The organism is Pectinatus brassicae (assembly GCF_014201835.1).
In the GTDB taxonomy this organism is placed as follows: domain Bacteria; phylum Bacillota; class Negativicutes; order Selenomonadales; family Selenomonadaceae; genus Pectinatus; species Pectinatus brassicae.
Genome location: NZ_JACHFH010000003.1, coordinates 84170 through 108729 on the forward strand (window position 1 = coordinate 84170; position 24560 = coordinate 108729).

The window sequence follows — 24560 nt, forward strand, 5'->3', positions numbered from 1 at the left end:
TCTACATATAATCATGTCTTGACAAATAAGTATTTTAAGAATTCACTATACCATTCTCTCTTTAAGAACCAAAATAACACTGTCTATTTCCCAGATCAGCATTCACTAATTCCATTTGAGCATGCTCCGTTTCAGACCATTCCGCCAGATATGCCGCTGCTTTACGCTTTATTTCTTGTAAAAGCAATGTGTCTGCCTGCGCAGTAACCGTTTGCCCAACCGGACAAATGCCTAATTCCTGCACATTATTTACAACACGCTCCATGGTTTTCTCTGGATTACTGTAATACTCGCTGCCACGTATACGTATAAAACGCCAACCGAGACGTTCCAAAATGGTTTGCCGTTCCATATCCTGACGAATTTTCTCCTCACCGCTGTGCCAGCGTTCCCCATCACATTCAACGACAACCTTCTCATTTCCATCTACTACAACCATATCAAGACGATAAGCTCCTACCGGCCATTGTTGTATCACTTGATAGCCTTTAGCCACCAAGCTCTTTGCTACAGCCTCTTCAAAAGGCGACTCAGCTTGCTCTTCTACCTCTTGCATAACGACATCTACAGCTGCCGGATCCGTTACATAATCTAGTAATAATTTTCGCATATCTCCCTGCTTTAAATCTTTCGACGCATCTAATGAATTTACAACCCAAAGCTGATCTTTCGCCCGACTAACGGCGACATTATATCGTTTTTTGGTAGCATCATCTACCCCCGGTCCAGTCATTCGTAGCGGTCCATCATCATCATTGTTATCTACCATCGATAAAAAAATGATATCTCTTTCATCTCCCTGGAAATTCGACGCATCACCACAAAGAATATGTCGCTCTTCAAAAACAACCGGATCAAGATGCTCAAATAGCATCTTTTGTACTAATTTAGCCTGATTATCTCCTAACAGTGAAATAACACCTATTGTCTTCCCTTTATATTCTGGCGTATCGATGCAAGCCATAATCAATGCAATAATGGATTCTGCTTCCACTTTATTTACTTTCTGCTCACGGATCCCCGCTGTACGATAATTGATTACTGCCGGAAAAAGTTTACAATCGCTCGTATCTCGCAACGGCTTTATTTTATACTCATAGGAAAGCATATTACTGAACCCGATAATATCCGGTACACAACGAAAATGTTCCCGCAATATCAGTGGCTGGAATACTGTCTTAGCAACATCATAAAGAGAGAATGTTGCTGTATACAGATGCCAGTTTGGTATCTTGTCCTTGATATACATATCTACTAAAGCATTCATCTTATCGAAGTCTACACCAACAGCCATCGGGCTCACTTGTTTATCGTCACCAACGATAATAATTTTCTTTGCCAGATATGCTATTGGTAACGCAGAAACGTCAGCCTGACTAGCCTCGTCGACAATGATTACATCAAACATATTTTTCCCTGGTACTAAGCTGTTCATCACGGTATTGATCGTCATAATCCAAGCTGGCACGGCAGTTTGGCATTGTGCCATAAGTTTTCGCGCAGCCACTCGAAGTCGGGGCGCATTTTTACCAGTTCCTTTACCAATCTTCTTAGTCGTCTGTTTCCACCCCTGCAGAGCCTGCCGCATCGTAAAATCTGATTCTGTCCGTTTCAGCAAATAATACCATGCACTATATTCTGCAAGCTCAGTCGTTATACTTCGATAACTTTTACTCAGGCTCAAACTTTGACGCTGTAATTCCTCAAATGGTTCTGCCGTCAGTTCCTGTATAATTCCTGCATACTGTTTCCATCGCCATGCATCTTCTATTCTATCTGGCACCTGGCTTTCGCCGTGAATGCCAATACGATTACGGATACTATCAGCCCACTCAGGTGCTACAGTATAAAGACGTTGCAGCAACTCATTACGATTCATCTGTAGTGCATATTTAGAATAAAGCTGATCTAACTCCGCAAAAATCTCAGCATATCTCACTGAGTCTTTGGCGGAAAACGCTCCATACAATATATTGCACAAAACTGAATGTCTCCCAGATAATGCAATTAAATTATCACATGAAACAGACAATTCCTGTTTTGCTTCACAATAAAGCAAAAAGGCTGCTTGTATTTTCGTGAGACATGGCAATATATCCGCCACAGCATACAAAACATTCTGCATCGACTCAATTTCTGAATCAAACTGTCCCCGTGAAAACACTTTCCCTTGTTCTAAACCAGCATCTTCCACAAGACCTATAAGCTTTCCAAATTCCTTTTCATACCAATCAAGATATCGTTTGATTGGCTGCACCATTCGCTCAGCAACAACCTCTGGTTCCTCACCATCATTCAGACTCATAAATTCCGGTACTTCATGTTTTCCCAAAAGCTCATCCCAATACCGGGAACATTGTTCACGGTGCTCCTGCAACTTCATGATATGCAAAACTGTAGAACAGTCCTCAGGCGAAGAAAGTGCCTGTCCATTTATTGACACCATCTGGTCAACCTTATCATAATCCTTATGTAACATACGTTTCCACCGCGATATCTTCCCATTTTCGGTAAAGATTTCTTGCATTTTACGTATTGTATCCGGCAGCATGCCAAAATCACATACATTGCTGAATTCCACATTTTTACCAAAAGTTTCTTCGGCAACTTGATCGGCAAAACCACAAGTTTGTTGAATACTATCTAAAAGAATCTCCCATTTTTTACGGGCACCACCGCCTCTTTTGCCATCGACAGCTGCATAAGTCATCCAATCCTTTATTGATTCAAAAGTAGCTAAATAGGTTTCCAATGCCTGCACTGAGCTTTCTTCCGCCGTCTGCAGTATCATAGATGTTTCATCCGATTCTAAAACAAGTTTCTCTCCTGCATCATCAAATTTACAATGCATACCCAAAGAAGCTACCATTTGCTCTATATCTCTCTGCCGATTCTCTATAACAGACAATAATTGTGTGAATCTATCTGGCAATAGTAATTGAGATGGGTCTGGCAAATCAGAAGCCAGTTCTTTCTCCTCGTCACATGAGATTCTTGCATTGCTATGATAAAGCGTTGACAGTTCTTCAAAACTCAACGGTAAAGGACGATATAATTCCACCTTTCCCGGAATATAGGCCAATGATTCAGCGTTTTCATGAACAAACCTGGCTGCAGCTGAAGGCGAGATACTTTCACCATTGTAGGCAATCGGTTTGAACTCACTATATTTTATTGCATAGATTTTTTGACGAAGATCTGCTACTTTATGAATAATTTCATCCCGAGACCTTTTGGCTGAATCTGCTTTTTTCAATAATTCACTAGCTGTATAAAGAGAAAGGTATTCTGTTATGCCATCCACTGAACGCTCCATATCATTATTGGAGTCATCTATCACCGATACACACAAATCTTGCAAAGGCTTCGGTAACTGTCCCTTCAACACTGATAATGCTTTTTTGGTGTAACTGGTTACCAAGACACTTCTGCCTGTTGCCAGAAAATGTCCCATCAGATTCGCAATCGTATGAGTTTTCCCTGTACCTGGTGGCCCCTGTACTAGCACCGCATTATGCCGTTCAATCTGCTGCGCAATTTCCAACTGTTCCTTGTTTGCTGGTTTGGCAAGAAGGATGTCTCTATCCTCACCGCCAACTTCCGCCAACTGTTCTGTTATGTTTTTTTCCTTCAGTTCTGGCACAGCATCTATTTTCCCTCCACCAATTACGTCAATAATCGTTGTAGGGATATAATCCGTCGCTTTAATATTTTCCAGCGTCCGTTCAATAAATCGGTCTACTCCATCGACCCGTTTACGCACAAAAAATACGGGCTTAGCTGCCAAAAACAGCTTATCTGACGTACCAGCAGGTACAGACTCTTCCTCGTACAAGAAAAGGCTATCCGGACACAGGCTATGAATAGCACTTTTCAGAAAATCATACGCATCATGACGATCTAGTGGATGATAATCCCCGGTATACAAATCCTCTTTTAGCTTCTGTACAATGGTATGATTGATATCATCTATACTACTAAGCAAAGTAGTATAAAGTTCAGATTCTACATTCGTATCACAAATTAAAAGGATATTATGCTCTGCATCGAATTTCATTTTGACTTTTTTAAGCAAAATAGGATGATTAACTATCTTCTTCTGCTGATCCATTAGCAGACCATTTCCCACCATAAGCTCTATAGTTTCAGCATCACGTTCTAAATCTACATATAATTGATATAAATCAACAAAAAGACGGCGCACGACATCTATCTGTTGTTGTTTTAGGACCCAAATGTCCCGTTGTTTCAGCCAGGCTTCATAAAGACTCACACGAATTTCACTGGATGAAAACGACTCATAACGAATTTTCTGGTCAGCATCTTCAGATGGGAAAGCACGACTCTTTTTTATGGTTACTTTCATAGAAAACTTTTCCCATCCTGGATTCAACCAGTCTTTAAATACCTCATTAGGTTCAGGACAAGACTGAAATGCTGGTTTATGTACAGAAAGAATCACTTCTTCCGCTCCACCAATATCATCGTTCTCTTCTACACGATCCCGATAATTAAGCGTAATATTCTGCTCATCCTGTGGAATGCTATCAAAAAAACGGTACCAGTTTTGTCCATGAATATCATTTATAATTTTGGTACGCAATAAACTCATTTCCCTGATGAACTGAAATAAGTCGATCGCCTTTTCTTTCTCCTGTTCGTCCATAAAATAACCACCCTGTTCGCCGTCTCAATTATTGCTACAGCAAATATTATTAATTCTCTATTTCGGCATTGAATTATCAACACTTTTCTGGAGAAGTTTCCAGAGGCGTGACTGCCTGTATTCTATAGGACTTTTGTAAATCAAAGTTCTATAGAATTCGTTTTTCTAAAAACCATTATACATATTTATAATTTTCCATATAAATTTTCAAATACCTCTTTATTGAGTAAATTAATAGCACCTCTATTATGTTGTGAAGAACTTACCCTCCAAATAGAATCTATAGTGGCACGCTTGTCAAGACCAAAATCGATAAATTTCTAAATGTATCAGGCAGCAGACATTGCAGCATTGAGCAGCAGTGCCGGGAAGTAGCGCTCTGCTGGCGGGACGTTCCCGATGGCTGAGTGGCAGCGCTGGAAGTCATACACGTTGATGTAATTGCGGATGGCCTTGCGAGCCTCCCGGATGTTGCGGTACTGCGTGAGATAGGCTTCCTCATACTTGAATGTCCGGAACCACCGCTCAATCTTGATGTTGTCGGCCCAGCGGCTCTTGCCATCCATGCTCTGGCGGATGTTGTGTTCCTTGAGAAAAGCCTTGTACTCCTTGCTGGTGAACTGGCATCCTTGGTCGGAGTTGAGAATCTGCGGCTTTGCTATACGGAGAGCCTTCCTTACGGCGGCAATGACCATCCGGGTGTCCAGGGTATCGTCCACCTCCCAGCCAACAATGCAGCGGCTGTACCAGTCGATGATGGCTGTCAGATAAACGAAACCGTGCTCCAGGGGAATGTAGGTGATGTCGATGGACCATGCCTGGTTAGGCTGCTGAATATCCACATGCTTCAGCAGGTAGGGCATCACCTGCGCTTGTTGCTGCCGCTTGGAAAGGTTCATCTTCGGATAGATGACGTCGATGCCCATCTCGCGCATATAGCGAGCTGTCTTGCGTCGTCCGGCCTGATGCCCGAGGCGCTGCAGCTGCGAGGCCAGCTGCCTTGCGCCCCAGGCAGGATTGTCCGTGTGGAAACGATCGATGATGCGCTTGCATTCCAGCTCTTCATCTGATGGAGTGTTCTCTTTGGGGTGGTAGTATTGGCTTGTGCGGTTGACGCCGAGCAGCTTCGCTGCTTTCCGAAGGGAAAGCTCCTTGCACTCACTCCTCGAAAGGTTTTGGAGAATACTGTTTCTCGTAGTCCGGTCCAAGAATTTCCTCAGATTTTTTTTTCAACCAATCCACCTGCATGGTGAGTTGGCCAACTTTGCGGGCATAGGAGGCTTTCTCCTTCCGCTCGGTCTCGAGTTTTTGATTGAGGTTGTCCTCTCTGGAATCATCGAATATGATGCTTGCCTTGCTGAGAAACTCGTTCTTCCAGTTCCGCAAGAGGTTCGGCAGGATTTCGTTCTCAGCCGCCAGCGTGTTGAGGTCTTTCTCACCCTTGAGCAGCTCGATGACGAGATCGGATTTGAATTTCGACGTGAAATGACGGCGCGTGCGTGACATGATGATTATCTCCTTTTTCATTGATCGCCTCCAGTATACCACGAGATTCACATTAAGAAATAGTTTCGAAGTTGTCTTAATTCATAGTTCCATTATATATTTCCATATTTTTGAGATAATTCCTCTATTATTCCCTTATTCCAAGAAAAAACCCTTAAACAATAGTTTATACTTTAAAATTATAGCTTTCACGCCCATGCTCCTATTTTTGGCAGACTGGATTCTATTGATTTGCATAAAAAAGGCCCCGAAGGGCCTGATGGTTTATCACGATATAATATTTTTCCTTAGCGATGTTAAAACAATCTCCTTTACATAGTAAAATGCCTCAATATATTGTTATTTTACATCCACGCAACCTACATATAGTATCATTTTCGATCATCTTACGTCCTGGCGCAGAACAAAAATGATACAATCATGACGATTGTATCATTTAAACGATTTATGAAACTGGTGCAACATCGATTCGACCGTGTGCATCGCCAAGTCAGATACCCCACAGGCTCACTCATAATTTGCGGTATTAAATTTCCAATCGCTCCATATCGTAACCAATAAAATTCATTTCCCTAGCTATCATGATTTTTAAGAATATCGATAGCTCGTACATCAGTCATCTTCCTGTCACCATCTACTACTCTATAACGACCGCGCGTATAATAACCTCAAAGATATTTTTATTCTGCCTTCTCAATTTTTGTATACCTCAACAGAATGCAACCTCAACAATTTGGAGAATAGAAAACTTTTCCAAATTAAAATAGGTCTGTAATTTTTCTTTACTACCATACTGTACGTTAAATTTCCTCAGCAACTATATTATTCTCATTAGCGTGGCTACCCTTAATCCATCTAATCCAATTACAGAGACAATATTCTTATTTTAATTGAATTAGCTCACAATAATCTTCCATTGAGCCAATATCCAAAAAAACATGTTCTAGACTGTTATCTTGAATCTGCTCTGGTACCCATGCGAATCGCACTTCCTGCTGATACCAATAATCAAAAACTTTTTCTGTAAAAACAATCCGGTTCTTATCAAAGTCTTGTAAAGGATCTATATATTTTATCTTTCGGTAAGAGCCAATCCACCCATTCGACATTTTTTCCTCAAATGCTTTAAACAACTTTTCTTTGAATAACGCTGTGTTTTTTATAACCAAACATGCATCAGCTTCGAATTGCGTATACAAATTAATATCATATACACAAGATAAGCAATATACATAATAATTGGTACTAGATCTAGTTTCCACTTTCACATTACCAATTGGCGCAGAAGTAAATGTATATTCTGTATTAGGATCAGTATATGACATCTCAAAACCTTTTGGATGATATTCACAAGCCAATGGATAGGCTACAATAAAATGGACAGTTTTCTTGAGGAGCTGGATCGGCAACGCTTTTCCGGACAATTTTTCAGAGGAAGGATTGCCTGATAACCCAACCTCCATGTTTTTATAAAATTCCGTTTTTCATAATAATATTATAATTATAACATAAATTAGTAAAAAACTGACAGAACTAGCCAATGTAATTTAACTGTCGAACTAATGCATCATTAAATTGTCCCCCCATTTCTCCAACCTCAATTCCCGGAAAATATCCTAACATGTATCATGCACTTCGCGTCGCTATTCTAGCAAATGCCACCATGATGCTCGATATGCATAGTGCAGGACTACATCGTAAACAAAAAAGTTAATCTTCGCCAACCATGGGAAATTATTAAAACGATAATTTCTACTTTAAAAACTATAACTTCTAGTCCGATCTACCCTGTTTCTTGCAAAGACCAATTATCTCTTTTCAAAAAAGGCCCGAAAAAGGGCTGAATGATTTATTGCGATATAATATTATTCCTTGGGTGTTATCCCCCCCTCAGTTAGAACAATATATACTTCTTCGCAAAAACCTATATAGTATCATTTACGTCCAACGAACATCCGGTACTAAAAGAGAAATTTTATCAGGATATTGCTGCAGTAGCTAAGGATTTTAATGCTAATTCAGCAGCCTTTGAAAAATTAGAACTTACATCGCAAAATCGTAGTCAGTATAAAAATATTCTGGCGGAGCTAAAAGAGTATCGTGATGTGCGCAGCAAAATAATTGAGCTGGCAATGCAGAATAAAAATAAAGAGGCCTTTGCTTTATTCATGCATGATGGTAAACATCTTTCCGATAAATTTAACAGCGATTTAAAGATATTGTCAGATGAGATACAAACAAGGGCGGAAAACCTTAATAAGATCAATCAGCAGGATGCGCAATTCCATAAAAATTTATTTAAGAGTGTAGTTGCCGTAGGAGCTATCTTTGTTGTATTATTAAGCATCTTAATCATAAAACAAATTACCGGACGTTTAAATGATTTCATTCGTTATTTTGAGATTTTAGCAACGGGTGATTTTGCTAAACCTATAAGTGAAGCCAGCCTTAATGACAAAAGTGAATTTGGTGATGTTTCCCGTTCGGTAGATATCATGAAAAATAATATTATAAACTTACTAAGGGAATTAACGGAAACGATTGATCAATTGGCAGCTTCTTCTGAAGAATTAGCAGCTAGTTCTGAACAGTCAGCACAAGCTTCTGATCAGATTGCGACAGCTATAACCAAGGTTGCCGGTGTATCGGAAAATCAAATAGAGGCCGCCGATAATGCCCAAAACGTAGTTACGGAAATTTCTTCAGCACTTGGTCAAATGGCTAATAATACGCAGACTGTTGCCAATTCGGCAGAAGATACAGCGCAGGCAGCCAATACTGGAGAAGAAGCAATACAAAAGGCTGTAACACAGATGAAAGCAATTGCCGATAAAACCAATTCAACAGTTGGTGTAATAAGTGAACTGGAAGAAAAATCACAGCAGATAGGACAAATTGTTGATGTGATTGCCAGTATTGCTGGTCAGACTAACTTATTGGCACTCAATGCGGCGATTGAAGCTGCTCGTGCCGGTGAATCAGGCCGAGGTTTTGCCGTTGTAGCTGATGAAGTACGAAAGTTGGCAGAACAATCACAGGATGCTGCTAAACAGATTACAGAACTTATCAATGAGGTACAAAAGAAAACCAACAATGCTGTTGTTTATATGAATGATAATAAACAAGAAGTAGATAGAGGAACAGAAGTCGTCGCTGAAGCAGGTCATGGTTTTGAAGAAATACTAAATATGATTAGAAATATATCAACAGAAATGCATGAAATTTCAGCAGCTGTAGAAGAAATCAGCAGCAGTACTGAAAATGTTGTTACAGTGGTAAGGGATATTGACATCAGTGCTAAGGAAAATGCAGCTCAAACGCAGACTGTTTCAGCATCAACACAGGAACAGGCATCATCTGTTGAAGAAATTGCGACTTCCAGTGAGCATTTATCGCAGATGGCAGAAGACTTAGAGAAAGCTGTTCGTAAATTTAAGATATAATACTAATTATTATTCATGTTGTGCTACTTAATAAATTACTGTTTTCTAAAGCCGTCCCTGCACTGTGTGTACTGTATCTCTAGAATGCTAAAGCATTAAGAGCTACAACATAAGGAAGGTGGCTTGACGAAGTCAAGTCGGAAGGGTTAACCCCTCAGGCAGCTTTGCTGCCAGCTCCCCTATATGGGAGCCTTTCAGGCATCTAAAATTCAATTAGCATAATTCGAATTATTATATATAAATGAAGACTATCGTATGTTACTAAGGACATGCGATAGTCTTTTTTTGAAATTTTACTGATAATAGATTTATCGTAGATAAATAAATAATGCCTTAATAAATATTTTGTGATATATTAATAGTTAGTGTAGTATTATGAGTAATTTTACGGTAATTAGATTTTATTCAAATAATTACAAAAGAATGATAAGTTTACATCAGGGAGATGGTTTTTTTGAGTTGGTTTAACAATCTAAAGGTAGGAGTAAAATTAGGAATATTGGGGATAGGCTCAATAATAACGTTATTCATTGTGGGGATAATAGGATACTTATCAATAAATCATGCAACTAATGCTTTACAGGATATGTATGCCCAGCAGTTAAAGGCATCAATGCTCATTAATGACGCTCGTGCACATACGGGTAAATTAGAAGCTGATATTTATGCCATAATGGCGTCTAATAATGTATCACTAAACCAGGAATATAATAATGATATAACAGTGCGCTCCAAGAAATTTAGTGAAGATGCTAAGACTTTTGAGCAGCTTGATTTGTCAGATAAGCAGCGTAGTCTGCAAAAAAAGATAATGGAACATGTACAGGAATATCGTGCCATAAGGACTAAGGTAGTAGAGTTGTCCATGCAGAATAAAAAGGCGGAGGCTTTTGAACTGTTTGTATCTAAAGGTAAGCCTCTTAACGACATAATAAACGATGATTTATTGGCACTGTCGCAGGATGTAGAAACAACAGCGGCCCAGATAGATAAAAACAATACCACATTAGCAGTATATACAAAAGCAGTGTATATTGTTATTGATATACTATCGCTGATAATTATAGCCGTATTAAGTATTCTTATTTATAAACAGATAGCTGGACGATTAACTGATTTTAAACAGTATTTTGTTGTTCTGGCCGAGGGTGATTTTTCCAAGAAAATCAGTGCCGCCAGCCTAAATGATAAAAGTGAATTTGGTGAGGTTTCACGTGCTGTCGAAACAATGAAGGAAAATATAGTTTCTTTAATAAAAGAACTGACAAATGCTATTGAGCAATTGTCGTCGTCATCGGAGGAACTCACCGCTAATTCTGAGCAATCGGCGCAGGCTTCTGACCAGATTGCCGGAGCCATAGCTAAAGTAGCTGAAGCATCAGAAGAACAATTAAATGCGGCTAATAATGCTAATGATGTTGTTGAGCAGATTTCTACAGCTATTGCCCAGGTTGCCAATAATACCCAGACGGTTGCCAATTCGGCTGAGGATACGGCCGGTGCTGCAAATCATGGTGGTGAATCAATCCAAAAAGCTGTAGAGCAGATGCATACCATTGAAAATAAGACCAATTCGACAGCTCAGGTAATTGGTGAACTTGAAGAAAAATCCAAACAAATCGGGCAAATTGTTGATGTCATTGCCGGCATAGCTGGTCAAACTAATTTGCTTGCTTTAAATGCAGCTATTGAAGCAGCTCGTGCTGGTGAAGGCGGCAAAGGTTTTGCTGTTGTAGCAGAAGAAGTAAGAAAATTAGCTGAGCAGTCACAGGAGGCCGCTAAGCAGATTACTGAGCTTATCGGTGATATGCAGAAGAAAACCGATAATGCTGTTATTTATATGAATGACGGTAAAAATGAAGTTGAATTAGGGGCAAAAGTTGTTGCTGGTGCAGGCAGCAGTTTTGAAAAAATATTGGCTATGGTTAATAGGATGTCAGGTGAAATTCACGAAATTTCAGCAGCAGTGCAGCAGATAACCAGCAGCACCCAGGATGTTGTAACAGTAGTTAATGATATTGATAATGCCGCCAAGAAAAATTCAGCTCAGACACAGACTATTTCAGCATCAACCCAGGAACAATCAGCATCGATGGAAGAAATTGCCGGAGCTAGTGAACATTTAGCTAAAATGGCTGAAGGTTTGGAACGTGCAGTATTTAAGTTTAAAATTTGATTATATTGAAAAAAGAGCACGGGCTTAGGCCAGTGCTCTTTTTAACAATATATTATAAACCGTTTTCAGCAAGATAATAAGCCAGCCGTAGCGCTTCGCGCTGGACGGTCTTCAGGGGTATATTTTTTTCCAAGGCAATGCGATGACAGTCATCATATTCCGCTGAAATATTATTGATAGCATTATTATGCATACTGATTTTGCAATGAACCTGCCCGTAAACGGTAGATACAAGCTTTATTTTACGCGCTAAAGCAATGCGTTTGGCAGGTGCCAGACGAATGCCTAAAGTAGTAGTTTCAGTAAATATGATACTGCAGCATTGGGCATGTTTGTCATTATTAGTCAATACTGACAGCATTTGGGCTGGTCGATTTTTTTTCATCATTATTGGTGCAATCCAGACATCCAGAGCACCGGCAATGAACAGTTTTTCGCTTAAATAATCAAATATCTGTGGGTTCATATCATCAATATTGGCTTCGAGTATCAGTAAATCTTCTTTTACCGGGGCAGCAGCTAAAACATCTTTTACATACATGCGCAGGACATTGGGCTGTTCCAATTCCCAGGAACCGGCGCCATATGCTATTTTTTCAAAAGAGGGAATTTGCTGGCTGGCATTTTCACAGGCTAATGTATTAAGTATAGCAGCGCCAGTAGGGGTGATTAATTCTTTATTTATTTCACCGGATTTAAATGGGAAGCGTTTCAGCAAATAGGCTGTAGCCGGTGCTGGAATAGGCATTTTTCCATGAGCACAGTCAAAAAAACCCGTACCAGTATGCAAATTACTCACATAAATATTTTTTACCTGCAGATAATTTAAGCAAATTACAGTGCCTACAATATCAATTATAGTATCAATAGCACCTACCTCATGAAAATGAACCTTATCGATAGATACACCATGAACATGTGCTTCCGCCTGGGCTAAATTAGTAAAAATATTTACCGCAGTTTCTTTTAGCTCATCGGCAAGACTGGATTGGGAAATTATCATCGTTATATCATGCAGATTGCGATGGGGGCTGTGCTCATTGGTTGTTACGTTGAAATAACAGGCAGTGATGCCTTGCTTATTTACTTGTTTTATTGTTATGGCATATTCTTTGTCATCTAGGTTGAGCTTGTGTAATTCGTTAACTAATTGGTCTTGCGGCATGCCAGCATCGAGCAGTGCACCAATCAGCATATTGCCGCTTATGCCGGAGAAACAATCAAGATATAAGTCTTTCATAAAATCACTCCATTGTATAAAATATTAAAAGTAATATTTGTCTGAAAATGAGAGAATATTAATTGGAATTATTCTTTTTCCTTAAATGACGAATATAGAAAAATATAATGCAAACTACTATTAATATACAAATTAATAAGCTGAATTCATGTCCGATAGAAAGCATTTTTATCCAGTTTTCACCGAGTATTTTGCCAACGTGAATTATTAAAATGGTCCAGGGCAGTGAACCGGCAAAGGTAAAAATTATAAATTTTTTCATATTTATTCCGGCAAAGCCAGCGGGCAGGGAAATAAAAGTGCGGACAACCGGCAGCATGCGGCTGAAGAAAACGGCTTTAATGCCATATTTATCAAACCAGCGCTGGGCAGTATCGATATGGGATTTTTTCATAAAAAAATACTTACCATATTTGTCGATAAATGGACGCCCGCCAAAGTGACCAATATAATAGGTGATTATTGATCCGATCATTCCGCCGATCATCCCGGCAATAATTGTTCCCGTAAAAGTTAATTTACCCATAAATACAAGATAACCGGCAAAACCCAAAATAAGTTCGCTGGGAATAGGGATACAGGCATTTTCGAGCCCCATCAGTAGTGCAATGGCTAAATAGCCCCATGAGCTGATAAATCCTAAAAATAAAGCTGAATATTGTTCCATAAAATTGTCCTTTTCATAATAATCTTATATCAGATTATACAATGTTTTTGCCAATAGCTCTAGTAAAAAAATAATAACGGTAATAATTTTTATGAAAATATTGCTTTTTCGATTGACAATATATAAAATCAATTGTATTATAAATGAGACAAAACTTAATATCAGTGAAACAGGTGTCGTAAGACATAAAAGAAAAGTTGGTGCAATACCAACGCGGTCCCGCCACTGTAATGACGAGTAAACCTGCAAGATGTCACTGTACAGCGATGATGCTGTATGGGAAGGCGCAGATGAACTATGACTCAGAGCCAGGAGAACTACCTGTTTGTCGATCACCGTTACAAGATAAAGTTAATCCATAAGGCCGACTTGTCGTTTCCTTGTAGGATAAGCTGCCTATATGGTTTTATCTTGTAGTACCTGCGAGCGATGGGTAGGTGGTATTTTCGGACAGCATAGTCATATGGTGCCAGCAAATACCCCCTTCTTTAATTTATTAAATGAAGGGTTTTTTATTTGTATATGGGGATGTCTGTGCCTAAATAAGTGATTGACGCTGAAATTTGTTATTAAATCAAATTTATAGGAGCGTGTTTGAACAATGTTTAGTTGGAAAAAAATGGTAGTCGCATCAATGGCTTGTATGACAATGACGGGATTTATGGCAACTTCTTATGCCAGTTATAAATTAAACCCAATGGTTCATGATGCTACCCCAGCACTTAAAAAGGCCGCAGAAATAGGTGTTCGCACTTATAATAATCCTCAGATGGCTAATGCAGCGGATAAAGATGCTATATTGGTTATGAGCTTTGGTACGACATTTAAAGATACGCGTCAAAAAACAATTGATGCAACTGTAAATGCGATTAAAGTAGCTCATCCTAATACCAAAGTAATTTTATCTTTTACTTCCCATATTATTATCGATCGTATCAAGAAAAACGAAGGACTTGATATTCCAACTCCGGAACAAGCCCTTAAGGATTTAAAAGCACAAGGTTATACCCGTGTAGCAATAGCATCTTTGGACGTTATTCCTGGTATGGAATATGCTTATGATACAGCAGTATATGATCTTTATAAAAAAGACTTCAAAAAAATGACCTTGGGCGTTTCCGCTATGTATTGGATGGGACAGGAAAACCAGCGCGATGATGTGACTGAGTTCTTAAAAGCATTTTCTACTCAGTTCCCGAAAAATACAGCTAAAGATGAAGCTGTATTAATTATGGGACATGGGACTCCAAGCCCTGATAATGCGTACTATTCAGTTATCCAGAATCACATGAATATGCTTAATATGAAAAACACATATATTTATACTGTTGAAGGCTGGCCAAGTCTTGAAACTGTAATTCCGCAACTAAAAGCAAAAGGAATTAAAAAAGTAACCCTCATGCCAATGATGATGGTTGCTGGTGACCATGCGAATAATGATATGGCGGGTAATGAACCTGATTCCCATAAATCTATTTTAGAAAAAGAAGGCTTTACTGTAAAAACTTATATTCATGGTTTAGGTGAAAATAAGGCAGTACGTCAGATTTTTGTGGAACGTGCTAATGAAGCTTGGCAGGCATTAGAAGCTAAATAAGTTATAGAGCCATCCCCAATAATGTTTTAATAATGCTGTCCCCTGCTAATTAGGGGGCGGTATTGCTTTATAAAAATCTTTGCCTTTGACAGGAAAATTTTGTATAATTTTAAACTGTGTATATTATTTATTTTATTTGAGGAGAATCACTAATGACAGGTATTTTTTATGGAATAGGTGTTGGCCCTGGCGACCCCGATTTACTTACAATGAAGGCAATTAAAACCTTAGAAAAAGTTGATGTAATAATTGCGCCTAAAACAGAAAAAAAAGACGGCAGTGTAGCACTATCTATTGCTAGACCGCACTTTAAAAAAGAAATTGAGATTATTTATCAAGTATTTCCAATGGTTAAGAATTTCGAAGCATCTCCTCAGCAATGGCAGGATAATAAAAAAGAAATATTATCATTATTAAAACAGGGGAAAAATGTGGCATTTTTAACATTAGGTGACCCTATGTTTTATAGTACTTATATTTATATTTATCGTTTGCTGAAAACTGAGGATATAAATATTGAAACAATTCCGGGGATACCAGCTTTTTGTGCTATTGCTGGAGCGGCCGACTACCCATTGGTGGAAGGTAACGATATAATAAGTATTATACCAGCTACGGCTAAAGCTGATAAGATAAAACAAGCATTAGCATTTTCTGATAATGCTGTTATCATGAAGGTATATAAGAACTTTGATGATATTGTCACGACGCTCAAAGAAAAGGATTTAGCCAAAAATGCTGTTATGGTCAGTCGTTGCGGTCTGCCTGATGAAGAGCGTATTGATAATATAGAACAGGTTAATGCCGTACCTAATTATTTATCAACAATTTTAACACGGCGAACAAAATAAGAATTATGGAATCAGGTGTATACGATGGATATGAACAGGAAAATGATATTCTTGTTTATAGTGATTGCACTTATTGCTGCAATTTTTTCCGGCTGTGGCAGTGATAAAAAGACAGCACAGAATAAAGGCTATGTAACAATAACTGATGATGCCAATAGAACAGTGTCTTTGACTAAAAAACCAGAACGAATAGTCGCTTTATCAACATCTTTTTTAGAGCCGCTGCATGATGTTGATGCCAAAGTAATTGGCTGCCCATCTTCAAAGATGGGAGTTCCGGAGTATTATAAAGACTTGGCAAAAGTTGGTGCTGTTTATGACATAAATATTGAAAAAGTAGTGGGGCTTAAGCCTGATCTTGTTATAGCGATGAAAGGCATGAATGATAAATTTGTGTCTACTTTGGAAAGCAATAATATTCCGGTTATAGTACTGGATATGAAAAGCTATGAGCAGGTAAAACGTTGTCTTGATATTTTTGCCAAAATAACGGGAGAACAAGATAAAGCAGCGGCTGTAATTAAGAAAATGGATGATCAGATTGTTGCTGTTAAAGCAAAATTGCCGCAAAAAGCAATAAAAATGGCAATACTTCATAGTACAGCCCAGGATGTTACCGTGCAGTTGGATAACTCCATTGCCGGTTCAGTTGCGAAAATGTTAGGATTTACTAATGTTGCAGCTGACGTAAATACGCCGGATGGTAATACTGAATCCGCGCCATATAGTTTAGAGATGCTGGTAAAGAAGAATCCTGATGTGATATTTATAACCAGCATGGGAGATATGAAAACTATTAAGGCCGCAATGGAAAAAAATGTGGAAAATAACGATGCTTGGAAAAGTCTTAGCGCAGTAAAGAATAAGCATGTTTATTATCTACCGCAACATTTATTTCTATTAAATCCAGGTATACATTATCCTCAGGCGGCCCAGATAATGGCGCAAAAGATATATCCTGATTTGTTTACAGCTAATAAATAATAGATTATAATAAAAAATACTTGAATATAATAGCGCTTACCACAAACGGTAAGCGCAATTTTTACATATAGGGTGTAATATGAAACAAATACAAAATAAAAAATGCGGTATGCCAATAGCTTTATGGCGAATATTAATATTAGCAGTATTAACGATATTATTAGTGATAAGTTTATTAGTTAGTATATCCCAGGGGGCAGTACATATACCAATCAGTGATATTATTGCTGCTTTTTCAGGAAATACTGGAATAAACAGTCAAATTTTATTGAATATCAGGCTGCCACGGGCACTGCTCACTATACTGGTCGGTATGAACTTGGCTGTAGCCGGTGCAATATTGCAGGCCGTTATGAAAAATCCGTTGGCTGATCCTCATATAATCGGAATTTCCTCGGGGGCGGGGATAGCGGGAATATTTATAATGATAGTTGTGCCGCAGTACAGCTTTTTAATTACACCAGTAGCATTTGTAGGAGCAATGGCAGCGGCAATAAGTATTTACATATTGGCTTGGAAGAATGGTATAAAGCCGCTGCGAATAATTTTAGCCGGAGTGGCAGTAGCATCATTTATTGGTGCAGGTATTTCGGCATTATTGATACTTTATAGTGACAGAGTACATGGCGCTTTAATGTGGATGGTGGGCGGTTTTGCAGCACGGTCATGGGTACATGTGCATTTGATTTTGCCATATACAATAATTGGAATAATTTTAGCAATGTTATTTACAAGACATTTAAATGTTCTGCAGTTAGGTGATGAAATTGCCAAGGGGTTGGGTATGAATGTAGAACGTATCAGGATTTTTTTAACAGCAATAGCGGCATTATTGGCGGCTAGTTCAGTAGCAGTAGCCGGATTGCTGGGATTTGTTGGACTGATTATTCCGCATACTGCCAGATTGATCATTGGCAGTGATTATCGTTTTTTGCTGCCAGCATCGGTATTGTTAGGAGGTGCGGTAGTAGCCTTGAGTGATACGGTAGCCCGCTGCGCTTTTGCACCTTTGGAATTGCCGGTGGGGATTTTTATGGCGATATTAGGAGCCCCGTTTTTTCTCTTTTTATTACGGAGGCAGCTATAATGAATGCAATTACAGTTAAAAATTTGAGAGTTACATTAAACCAGGAATTGATACTAAATGATATAAATACAGTGTTTCCCAGCAATAAAATAACAGCCATTTTAGGACCTAATGGTTGCGGCAAATCGACATTATTGAAAATTATTTCAGGATTTATCCATAAATATCAAGGCGAAGTTTTGTTGGAAGAAAAATCATTGGCTAAAATAAAGGCAAAACAGCTAGCACAAAAAATTGCAATACTGCCGCAAAATCCAGTTGTACCGGAAGATTTAACAGTAGAAGAGCTTGTGGCTTATGGCAGATTTCCCTATAAGAATATATTCCAGGCGAATAATAAAGATGATGCAGCTATTACGGCATGGGCAATGGAGCAGACATCGGTGTATCAGCTTAAAAAAAGGCAATTGATATCCTTATCTGGAGGAGAAAGGCAAAGAGCCTGGATTGCTATGGCACTTTGCCAGCAGCCGGATATATTGATGCTTGATGAACCGACAACATATCTTGATGTGGCGCATCAGCTGGAAGTTATGCAGATAGTAAAAAAGCTTAATAAAGATAGTGGAATGACAGTTATAATGGTTTTGCATGATATAAACCATGCTCGGCTTTATGCGGATAATGTTATCGTTTTACATGACCATGAAATTTTTGCCCAGGGACAGCCGGAAGAGATCTTATCGGTGCAGCTGCTGGAAAAAGTATTTAATGTAGAAGCAATTGTCTACAAAAATGAACAAAATAGTGAAGAAATAATCTTTCCCCGCGCGTTATTGCGGTGATAATAAAAGAGGCTGTGACAAAATGAGGAATCATTTTGTCACAGCCTCTTTTATTATTTATTTGTATTTTTAACTTCATTATGGCGTTTGTTTTTATAAGCTTCATAACGGGCTTTACCAGCAGCAAATTCAACTTGCTCTTCTTCATTGTTGATTTCTAATGGCGGAATATGAGCCGGTTTAGAATTACGGTCGAGCGCAACCATCGTAAAATAAGCAGATAGTGCCGGAATAGGCGGCATATGTGAGCGTAAATCCTCTACTTGGACATCGACATAAACTTCCATCGAAGTTTTTCCAGCAAAGGCGATTTTTGCTGAACAGATGACCAAATCACCTACTTTTATGGGTTGATGAAACTGCAGCTCATCAACACGGGCTGTTACAACATTGGTACGAGCATAACGTCGGGTAACAGCATAGGCGCAGGAATCCATTATTTTCATTATTTCGCCGCCGTGAATATTACCTTCGACATTAGCTTGATTGGGCATCATTATTTCTGAAATAATCAACTCTTTTTCTTGCAAAGCATTTACACCTCTTTTTATTTAATTTATAAATTAAAAATAAAGTTTGCATAATTACATAGGGAAGTAACAGCTTTATATTTAATAGTATAATTTTATTGTACAATGTTTTATGTTGCTGTCAAGCGGTAATTGTAATTATAATTCAGACAATGAATCCATTATTTTAATGCATTTAAAAGCAGCAAAGTCCTTTTTTCCAGTCTGTCCAGTCAGAACAGCCGCAAAATCGACAGAAGCATTTTGCGCAGTTTGGGCATCAATAGTACTGTCACCGATATAAAGAGCAGAAGCGGCATTGATGGAAAAATGATTTAATGCTTGAATTAATGGTTTAGCAGAAGGCTTTGGTTCTTTGGCTTCCTCGGTGCCGATGATAATATCAATTAAATCATCAATTTTAGCTTCATTGAGGGTTTGCGAGATACGGTGAGCTGTTTTATTGGAAACAATACCGATATTGTAACCAGCAGTTTTTAATTTTTTCAAAGTTGGAATAGATTCGGGATATAAGAATGTGTTCGGTGTCATATGGATATCGGAAAATTTGCGATAGGCATTCTGCAGATTTTTTATAATAACGGGGTCTGTCTCACCAGTAAGAATACTGATGGCCTTGGGCATAGATAAACCGATGGTAGAAGCGATGGCTGTAGTGGATTGCTTTGGATAATTATATTGTTTAAATAGCTTTTCAAAGCACATAACAATGCCTTTTTCCGAGTTGGCTAAAGTATAATCAAAATCAAAAAGATATGTATTGTATGACATAAGGATTCTCCTGAATTATGTAGAATTTATAATAAGGGTAAATATAAAAGTATAATTTATAATAGTTATTTTATAATAATATTTTAATTTATACAATCAATTTGTTATACTAGACCATATACTTGAGATACATTAGGAGGGAAATAGATGCTTAATATAAAGAAATATTTTATGACAGAAATAACGCGGAAAAGTGCACAGGATTTCCTGCGGTATATTGGACCGGGCATACTGATAACAGTGGGGTTTATTGATCCGGGTAATTGGGCTTCTAATTTGGCGGCTGGCTCGGAGTATGGCTATACGCTACTGTGGATGGTAACTCTTTCAACGATTATGCTGATAGTTTTACAGCATAATGCAGCCCATTTAGGGATTGCTAGCGGACTGTGTATTTCAGAAGCAGCCTCAAGCTATCTGCCACGGCCGGTATCGGGGTTTTTGCTAATTTCAGCGATGGCAGCAGCAGTGTCAACGGCATTGGCGGAAATATTGGGCGGTGCAATAGCACTGCAGTTATTATTTAATATTCCTATAATTTATGGAACTATATTAATGGCAGTTTTTTGCACATTTTTATTGCGGTCTAATTCTTATAAAAAAATGGAAAAAATTATTATCGGTTTTGTATCGCTTATTGGATTGGCATTTATTATTGAATTGTATATGGTACCTATTGAATGGGGCAAGGCCGCTGTGGGCTGGGTATACCCAGCGATTCCACATGGTTCATTGGTCGTAGTTATGAGTGTATTAGGGGCAGTGGTTATGCCACATAATCTTTTTCTTCATTCAGAAATAATCCAGAGCCGCCAATGGAATCTTGAGGATGAAAAGGCTATCGTACGTCAATTAAAATATGAATTTATGGATACACTTTTTTCTATGGGTATAGGCTGGGCCATAAATAGTGCTATGATACTGATTGCGGCCAGTGTGTTTTTCACGCATAATGTTATAGTGGATGACTTGGCACAGGCAGTTAATATCTTAAAGCCACTGTTAGGTGATCATGCAGCACTTTTATTTGCAATAGCCTTATTGTTTTCTGGTTTATCTTCGACAACAACGGCCGGAATGGCTGGCGGCAGTATCTACGCCGGTTTATTTAACGAACCATATGATATAAAAGATCGTCATTCTTGGCATGGTGTAATTTTAACATACGCGCTGGCAGTTATAATTATATTTTTTGTAACAAATCCTTTTGATGGACTTATTTACTCCCAGATGGCTTTGAGTATGCAGCTGCCATTTACAATATTTTTGCAGATATATTTGACCTCATCAAAAAAAATAATGGGTAAATATGCTAATACGATAAAGCAAAAAATAATGCTGTTATTGATTGGCTTAATAGTTACAGGTCTTAATGTAATGCTTTTAGCAGAAATGCTGAATTTGAAATAATAGATAAAATATATTATTATAACATTGTAAACAGATAAAAAAGCTATAATAAAAGACATTGACTAAAACAGATCTAGTTATCCACAAAGTTATCAACAAAATGTGCAAAGTTGTGGATAACTATTATACATATACACGGGAAATTCATGTTTTTGTCCAACAAGATAAGAAATACTGATTAAATGTTTATTTGCAAAATGATATTAGGCGCTAGATAGTCAATAAAATCACCAATGATAGCTAAATTATAAATTTATCGAAAGGACATCAATAATATGAGTCAGGAAGAAGCTTGTATGCGATTGATACTATCGGCGATCTTAGGAGGAGTAATCGGCTATGAACGCCAATATAAACATAAAACAGCCGGGCTTAGGACTAATATTCTTGTTTGTGTAGGTTCCTGTCTGATAATGCTGCTGTCACAGCTTTTATATAATAGTGTGGAAGGCAGAACTAATGCTGACCCTGCACGATTGGCAGCTCAAGTAGTCAGCGGTATTGGCTTTTTGGGTGCTGGAGCCATTATTAAAGAACGTGTTAATATCACTGGACTCACAACGGCAGCCTGTGTTTGGGTTGTAGCCGGAGTAGGACTTGCTGTTGGTGCTGGTTATTATTGGGGGGCAGTTGTTACTGCTGTTATTGTTGTTACTGTACTAGTACTGTTATCGCACATGGATAATTGGATGAACTACAGGGCACTGACGGTTATTATATTGACGGAAGATGTTGCGGGACAGATAATGAAAATCTGTCGCTTAATACAAGCTGATGGTATCGAAATACGAAATATGCAGATAAAACGACTACCTAATGATATAATTTGTTTGGAATTTAATATATTTAGAGAAAAAGCAATTGTACAAAATGATATAAACATGAAATTATCACAATTGGAAAATATAATAAATGTAGAAGTTATTTAATGAATAGGAGAGATTATTTAATGAAGATTCAATCGGCGGCACTAGTAGGCCTTGGTGCGTTGGGAACAATGTATGCAGCACAAATTTTTGATGCTATGGGTAAAGAGGCTGTAAATATAATTGCCGATGCTAAGCGTGCAGAAAGATATCGGGAACAGGGTATATATCATAACGATAAAAAATATGACTTCAATTATATGGAAAAGTCAGCTAAGGCAGATTTATTGATTGTGGCTGTTAAATATCAGGCACTTGATAATATTATTGAAGAAATAAAACCTTTTGTTGGCGAACACACAATTATCTTGTCGGTACTAAATGGTATAACCAGTGAAGAAAAATTAGCAGCAGTTTTTGGGAAGGATAATGTGCTGTTGTGTACGGCACAAGGCATGGATGCAGCGAAAGCGGGCAATAAATCCCACGCAAAGCAGATGGGTTATTTATGTTATGGCAGTCATAATGGTGTAATAAATGAAAAAGTAAAAGCAGTAGCGGAGTTCTTTGATATGTCTGGACTTAAATATGAAATTGCTGAGGATATGCCGCGTCGTCTGTGGAGTAAGTTAATGCTTAATACTGGGGTTAATCAGGCCTGCATGGTATTTGAAACTAATTATGGCGGCTTACAGCAGGCAAGCGAGGCACGTGATGTTATGTTTGCAGCCATGCTTGAAGTTATAGCAGTAGCGCAAAAATCAGGAATCGGGCTTGATATGCAGGATTTTAAAATGTGGGCGAAAATAATTGAAGGACTGACACCAGAGGGAATACCATCGATGCGTCAAGATGCTTTGGCTAGACGGCACAGTGAAGTAGAGCTTTTTTCAGGAACAATAAAAAGACTTGGCAAAAAAGTCAATGTACCAACACCAGCCAATAATCTTTTATATAAATGCATACAATTGATGGAAGCAAGTTATGCATAAAATATGGCTATAAAATAAATCAAGGTCGGGCAAAATAGCCCGGCCTTGATTTATTTTATTATATCAGCAGTTTGAGCATTGGCGGCAGTTATTAAGTCAGCAGCAGAAAGCAGTAATTGTTCACCGCGCTTGCCAGCACTTATAGCAATACGTGGGAAATCGAGGGCACTTTCATGCAGGAAGACAGGAAAATTTTTTTTAGCGCCCAGTGGCGAACAACCACCGCGGATATAGCCGGTTAATCCTTGTACCTCTTTTAAATGAACCATTTCCACTTTTTTATTATTACTGACAGTAGCCAGCTTTTTTAAATTGAGTTCGTCATCACCAGGAATACAGGCCATTAGGACACCTGTTTTATCACCGCGGGCAACTAAAGTTTTAAATACCATTTTTATATCCATGCCAACATTTGCAGCTACGTGTACGGCACTAAGGTCATTGAGGTCTACTTCGTATTCTTTTATATCGTAGGCAATGTTCATTTTATCTAAAATACGGGCGGCATTAGTTTTTTTCATAATAAAGTCCTTTCTAATAAGAGGAATAATAAAACTACATATATTGTATTTCGCAAAAGCCTGCGTGTCAAAATTAGGTTTACGAGCAAAGTGCATTTTAGAGATAAATTAGGGCAAATTAAATGATAAATTGGATTTAAATAACAATTAATCATGAATTATATAGATAACAGCTTATTACGGCATTATTATAGAAGAAAAAAGACAATTACTATATAATGACAGAGATAAATAATAAAATATGAAAATAATACTAGAAAATGTATTGACAGTTGTCGTTTTATGAGATATAATAATTCCTGCGCTTAAGAAAGCGACAGGAACTTAAAAAGCATCAAGAGATTGAATGAGAAAAAGTTCTTGACAAAGCTAAACAGTTTAGATATAATATAAAAGCTGACTGTTGAGGCAGGCACCTTGAAAACTGAACAATACATCATTGTTTTAATGTTAAACAACCGGATGTGC

The 24560-nt window shown here is 38.2% G+C and carries 19 protein-coding genes and 1 riboswitch; of the genes, 10 read left to right on the forward strand and 9 right to left on the reverse strand.

What is annotated here, in order from left to right:
* Positions 1–61 precede the first annotated feature (61 nt).
* The 4 genes from HNR32_RS02095 to HNR32_RS02105 form a co-directional block, all read right to left on the reverse strand.
* On the reverse strand, positions 62–3985 hold the full coding sequence (locus HNR32_RS02095) for a PDDEXK-like endonuclease domain-containing protein (RefSeq protein WP_183859178.1): 3924 nt from the start codon (positions 3983–3985) through the stop codon (positions 62–64).
* Positions 3986–4995: 1010 nt separating this feature from the next.
* Positions 4996–5874: an IS3 family transposase gene (locus HNR32_RS02100; RefSeq protein ID WP_196611136.1), complete on the reverse strand. Its 879-nt coding sequence runs from the start codon at positions 5872–5874 to the stop codon at positions 4996–4998.
* Positions 5825–6193, reverse strand: a complete 369-nt coding sequence (locus tag HNR32_RS13805) for a transposase (protein WP_105325519.1) — start codon at positions 6191–6193, stop codon at positions 5825–5827. Before HNR32_RS13805 ends, HNR32_RS02100 begins: the two co-directional genes overlap by 50 nt.
* 860 nt (positions 6194–7053) lie before the next feature.
* Positions 7054–7635: a hypothetical protein gene (locus tag HNR32_RS02105; protein WP_183859180.1), complete on the reverse strand. Its 582-nt coding sequence runs from the start codon at positions 7633–7635 to the stop codon at positions 7054–7056.
* A 465-nt stretch (positions 7636–8100) separates the two neighbouring features.
* Between HNR32_RS02105 and HNR32_RS14335 the strand changes: the two genes are divergently transcribed.
* Together HNR32_RS14335 and HNR32_RS02115 are read left to right on the forward strand one after the other, a co-directional pair.
* Positions 8101–9615 carry a methyl-accepting chemotaxis protein gene (locus tag HNR32_RS14335; RefSeq protein WP_311636306.1) on the forward strand — a complete coding sequence of 505 codons (1515 nt, stop codon included), beginning with the start codon at positions 8101–8103 and terminating at the stop codon, positions 9613–9615.
* Between the two features lie 445 nt (positions 9616–10060).
* The gene (locus tag HNR32_RS02115) at positions 10061–11791 is read left to right on the forward strand and encodes a methyl-accepting chemotaxis protein (RefSeq protein WP_183859184.1); all 1731 of its coding nucleotides are present in this window, start codon (positions 10061–10063) and stop codon (positions 11789–11791) included.
* Between the two features lie 52 nt (positions 11792–11843).
* Here the strand turns inward: HNR32_RS02115 and larC are convergent, their stop codons facing one another.
* Together larC and HNR32_RS02125 are read right to left on the reverse strand one after the other, a co-directional pair.
* Positions 11844–13031, reverse strand: a complete 1188-nt coding sequence (gene larC, locus HNR32_RS02120) for a nickel pincer cofactor biosynthesis protein LarC (RefSeq protein ID WP_183859186.1) — start codon at positions 13029–13031, stop codon at positions 11844–11846.
* A 58-nt stretch (positions 13032–13089) separates the two neighbouring features.
* A complete protein-coding gene (locus HNR32_RS02125) occupies positions 13090–13698 on the reverse strand; it encodes a DedA family protein (protein ID WP_183859188.1) in 609 nt (202 codons plus the stop codon).
* Between the two features lie 154 nt (positions 13699–13852).
* Positions 13853–14037, forward strand: a riboswitch (cobalamin riboswitch).
* 262 nt (positions 14038–14299) lie between these two features.
* Here HNR32_RS02125 and HNR32_RS02130 point away from each other — a divergent pair.
* The 5 genes from HNR32_RS02130 (at position 14300) to HNR32_RS02150 (ending at position 19002) form a co-directional block, all read left to right on the forward strand.
* A complete protein-coding gene (locus HNR32_RS02130) occupies positions 14300–15295 on the forward strand; it encodes a sirohydrochlorin cobaltochelatase (protein ID WP_183859190.1) in 996 nt (331 codons plus the stop codon).
* 152 nt (positions 15296–15447) lie between these two features.
* Entirely contained in the window at positions 15448–16146 is a 699-nt protein-coding gene (gene cobI, locus HNR32_RS02135) for a precorrin-2 C(20)-methyltransferase (RefSeq protein WP_183859192.1), read from the forward strand.
* 24 nt (positions 16147–16170) lie between these two features.
* Positions 16171–17130, forward strand: a complete 960-nt coding sequence (locus tag HNR32_RS02140; protein ID WP_231038133.1) for an ABC transporter substrate-binding protein — start codon at positions 16171–16173, stop codon at positions 17128–17130.
* Positions 17131–17209: 79 nt separating this feature from the next.
* Positions 17210–18217, forward strand: a complete 1008-nt coding sequence (locus HNR32_RS02145) for a FecCD family ABC transporter permease (RefSeq protein ID WP_183859194.1) — start codon at positions 17210–17212, stop codon at positions 18215–18217.
* Positions 18217–19002, forward strand: a complete 786-nt coding sequence (locus HNR32_RS02150) for an ABC transporter ATP-binding protein (protein WP_183859196.1) — start codon at positions 18217–18219, stop codon at positions 19000–19002. Before HNR32_RS02145 ends, HNR32_RS02150 begins: the two co-directional genes overlap by 1 nt.
* 53 nt (positions 19003–19055) lie before the next feature.
* Here HNR32_RS02150 and HNR32_RS02155 read toward each other — a convergent pair whose 3' ends face one another.
* Together HNR32_RS02155 and HNR32_RS02160 are read right to left on the reverse strand one after the other, a co-directional pair.
* Positions 19056–19532 (reverse strand): acyl-CoA thioesterase, encoded by a 477-nt coding sequence (locus HNR32_RS02155; protein WP_231038134.1) that lies wholly within the window; start codon positions 19530–19532, stop codon positions 19056–19058.
* 138 nt (positions 19533–19670) lie between these two features.
* Positions 19671–20303, reverse strand: a complete 633-nt coding sequence (locus HNR32_RS02160) for an HAD family hydrolase (RefSeq protein WP_183859198.1) — start codon at positions 20301–20303, stop codon at positions 19671–19673.
* Between the two features lie 147 nt (positions 20304–20450).
* On the opposite strand from HNR32_RS02160, the gene HNR32_RS02165 reads away from it, so the two are divergent.
* From HNR32_RS02165 to HNR32_RS02175, 3 genes are all read left to right on the forward strand, one after another.
* A complete protein-coding gene (locus tag HNR32_RS02165; RefSeq protein WP_183859200.1) occupies positions 20451–21713 on the forward strand; it encodes an Nramp family divalent metal transporter in 1263 nt (420 codons plus the stop codon).
* A gap of 275 nt (positions 21714–21988) precedes the next feature.
* Positions 21989–22642 (forward strand): MgtC/SapB family protein, encoded by a 654-nt coding sequence (locus HNR32_RS02170; RefSeq protein ID WP_183859202.1) that lies wholly within the window; start codon positions 21989–21991, stop codon positions 22640–22642.
* A 20-nt stretch (positions 22643–22662) separates the two neighbouring features.
* On the forward strand, positions 22663–23571 hold the full coding sequence (locus HNR32_RS02175; protein WP_183859204.1) for a ketopantoate reductase family protein: 909 nt from the start codon (positions 22663–22665) through the stop codon (positions 23569–23571).
* 50 nt (positions 23572–23621) lie between these two features.
* On the opposite strand, the gene ybaK is transcribed toward HNR32_RS02175, so the two are convergent.
* The gene (gene ybaK, locus HNR32_RS02180) at positions 23622–24092 is read right to left on the reverse strand and encodes a Cys-tRNA(Pro) deacylase (protein ID WP_183859206.1); all 471 of its coding nucleotides are present in this window, start codon (positions 24090–24092) and stop codon (positions 23622–23624) included.
* Between the last annotated feature and the right edge of the window lie 468 nt (positions 24093–24560).

Coding starts and splice junctions, on each gene's coding strand:
- HNR32_RS13805 (WP_105325519.1), bottom strand. CDS start 6,193: ATGAAAAAGGAGATAATCATCATGTCACGCACGCGCCGTCATTTCACG.
- HNR32_RS02105 (WP_183859180.1), bottom strand. CDS start 7,635: ATGGAGGTTGGGTTATCAGGCAATCCTTCCTCTGAAAAATTGTCCGGA.
- HNR32_RS02115 (WP_183859184.1), top strand. CDS start 10,061: ATGGTTTTTTTGAGTTGGTTTAACAATCTAAAGGTAGGAGTAAAATTA.
- larC (WP_183859186.1), bottom strand. CDS start 13,031: ATGAAAGACTTATATCTTGATTGTTTCTCCGGCATAAGCGGCAATATG.
- HNR32_RS02125 (WP_183859188.1), bottom strand. CDS start 13,698: ATGGAACAATATTCAGCTTTATTTTTAGGATTTATCAGCTCATGGGGC.
- HNR32_RS02130 (WP_183859190.1), top strand. CDS start 14,300: ATGTTTAGTTGGAAAAAAATGGTAGTCGCATCAATGGCTTGTATGACA.
- cobI (WP_183859192.1), top strand. CDS start 15,448: ATGACAGGTATTTTTTATGGAATAGGTGTTGGCCCTGGCGACCCCGAT.
- HNR32_RS02140 (WP_231038133.1), top strand. CDS start 16,171: ATGGATATGAACAGGAAAATGATATTCTTGTTTATAGTGATTGCACTT.
- HNR32_RS02145 (WP_183859194.1), top strand. CDS start 17,210: ATGAAACAAATACAAAATAAAAAATGCGGTATGCCAATAGCTTTATGG.
- HNR32_RS02150 (WP_183859196.1), top strand. CDS start 18,217: ATGAATGCAATTACAGTTAAAAATTTGAGAGTTACATTAAACCAGGAA.
- HNR32_RS02160 (WP_183859198.1), bottom strand. CDS start 20,303: ATGTCATACAATACATATCTTTTTGATTTTGATTATACTTTAGCCAAC.
- HNR32_RS02165 (WP_183859200.1), top strand. CDS start 20,451: ATGCTTAATATAAAGAAATATTTTATGACAGAAATAACGCGGAAAAGT.
- HNR32_RS02170 (WP_183859202.1), top strand. CDS start 21,989: ATGAGTCAGGAAGAAGCTTGTATGCGATTGATACTATCGGCGATCTTA.
- HNR32_RS02175 (WP_183859204.1), top strand. CDS start 22,663: ATGAAGATTCAATCGGCGGCACTAGTAGGCCTTGGTGCGTTGGGAACA.
- ybaK (WP_183859206.1), bottom strand. CDS start 24,092: ATGAAAAAAACTAATGCCGCCCGTATTTTAGATAAAATGAACATTGCC.